2 protein-coding genes and 1 pseudogene are annotated in these 1,724 nt (G+C 33.9%); all 3 read right to left on the reverse strand.

Translation table 11 applies throughout. From position 1 onward, the window contains the following. Positions 1–410: 410 nt before the first annotated feature. The gene (locus DWV68_RS14235) at positions 411–731 is read right to left on the reverse strand and encodes an immunity protein Imm33 domain-containing protein (RefSeq protein ID WP_118542600.1); all 321 of its coding nucleotides are present in this window, start codon (positions 729–731) and stop codon (positions 411–413) included. Beyond that, positions 724–1,275 (reverse strand): ankyrin repeat domain-containing protein, encoded by a 552-nt coding sequence (locus DWV68_RS14240; protein ID WP_118544597.1) that lies wholly within the window; start codon positions 1,273–1,275, stop codon positions 724–726. The genes DWV68_RS14235 and DWV68_RS14240 overlap by 8 nt, the downstream gene beginning before the upstream one ends. Next, positions 1,268–1,672 (reverse strand): annotated as a pseudogene (locus DWV68_RS14245) (HNH/ENDO VII family nuclease). Before DWV68_RS14245 ends, DWV68_RS14240 begins: the two are co-directional and overlap by 8 nt. Positions 1,673–1,724: the final 52 nt, after the last annotated feature.

Below are 1,724 nucleotides of genomic sequence, written 5' to 3' on the forward strand. Positions count from 1 at the left end.
CCGGATTACTGGCAAATACTGTATCACGGATTGGATTAACCGATACCAGCCTTGAGTCTCCCGTCACTCCATGGAATCCTGGGATATATCCGGCATAGTAGCAATTTCTACAATACTGCTCCTCACCGCATCAATCTCTTCTATCCATCGGGCAAGCTGTTCCTGGATTAATTCACAGATGCTGGTAATCTTCTCGTACTTTACATTGTTGCTAAGAGCACGTTTATATCAGCGTATTGGAACTAAATATTCTATTTTGATTTTGCAATGTCCTTTCGTATACCCGACTCGACAAAATTTCGCTAGTGTCTATTAATTAACATCATGGATTCTTAATTGCTTCACAACAGCCATGATGATTAATTAATAGACATGCAAGAGCCGTTGGATGTCCGACAGTATAACCATAATTAAAATATAAGTTTCTCTCCGGTTTCAGATTTTACAAAATATTTTTGTGAGCCATCATATTCTAAGGTTAATTCTGTTCCAATTGGTAATTCAAAAATTGGAGCAATTGCAGGCTCTATTTCAAAAATTGTGCCCCAATCACAAATGACCATGTTTTTTGAATCTGCCAGAAACTCATCTGTATCTATTTCCGAAAGAAATCTCCACCCATTATCAATATTATTTACACTCTCTTCTCTAAAACACCATTTTACTCGTCCCCTTCTTTCTAATATATTTTTTGAAACAACAGAACCTCCTAAATTCATTGTGCTATGCATATTTTTCCTCCAATCTTTTTTTTAATTCATCGCTTCCCCTTTCCATAATTAGTTTACGAATGGTAAATCCATTCTTGTTTTTCTCATCAACATCTGTTACTTGTTCAAAACATTCTTCAATAAAATTCATTGTACTCTCTGAACGTTCCTTAAAAGCTTCCATGCATAATGAAAAAAAGGCTGTATTACCATACTTTACATCTTTTTGCATTACCGAAGTACCTTTACTTAGCAATAATTTTCCGATTTCAACTGCTTCAATACAATTTATATTTGGAGCCAAAAAATGAAATTCATTATTACCTTCTTTTGACACTATGTTTACTTTTGCATTGTTATCAAGTAAAAATTTTGATATTTCAAATTTTCTGGATACTAAGCTTCTTTCAAGAATACTCATTCCACTATCATCTACCCAATTAATGATATCAGATACATTATCATTTTTTAACTTTATTTTTTCATGTAAATCTTTTAATGTACCAAATTTAACAATTGTCCCATAATCTGCTTTCTCAATATTCATTTTTATTTCCTCACTCATATTTATGACTTCTATTTGTACTAGGTAATTCTGGTCTATAATTTCTAGGATTACGATACTATTCTAAAAATTCATCTTTTGAAATCACATCATCCATATATAATTGATGCATTTCAGAGTATTTCTCACTAGGAATATGTCCCATATCCCATTGACCATTTCTCGGTTTAGTTTTATCCCATGTAATTTCAACGCCAGATGGGTCATAAACTTTTCCTGTAATAGGGTCTTTCGCATTCTCCCAAACTTCATTTACTTGATTTTTACCATAAGATGGGCGACTATTTGTATATGGTTTACTTCCACTACTACTCTCTCCAACATTCCCCAGCTGCTGTTTCTCAAGTTCTAATGACGCCTCCAGATTCATTACTTCCAGATCAGCCTCATTGAGCATTCCATATGTTGCTATTCCGGTTAGTGAACCAACTACAAAGCCTGCCAGTGGA

The sequence above is a fragment of the Roseburia sp. AF12-17LB genome, from assembly GCF_003479605.1.
In the GTDB taxonomy this organism is placed as follows: domain Bacteria; phylum Bacillota; class Clostridia; order Lachnospirales; family Lachnospiraceae; genus Roseburia_C; species Roseburia_C amylophila.

Bases quoted from the DNA above. Each gene is read 5' to 3' on its own strand.
- DWV68_RS14235 (WP_118542600.1), bottom strand. From the start codon at position 731: ATGCATAGCACAATGAATTTAGGAGGTTCTGTTGTTTCAAAAAATATA.
- DWV68_RS14240 (WP_118544597.1), bottom strand. From the start codon at position 1,275: ATGAGTGAGGAAATAAAAATGAATATTGAGAAAGCAGATTATGGGACA.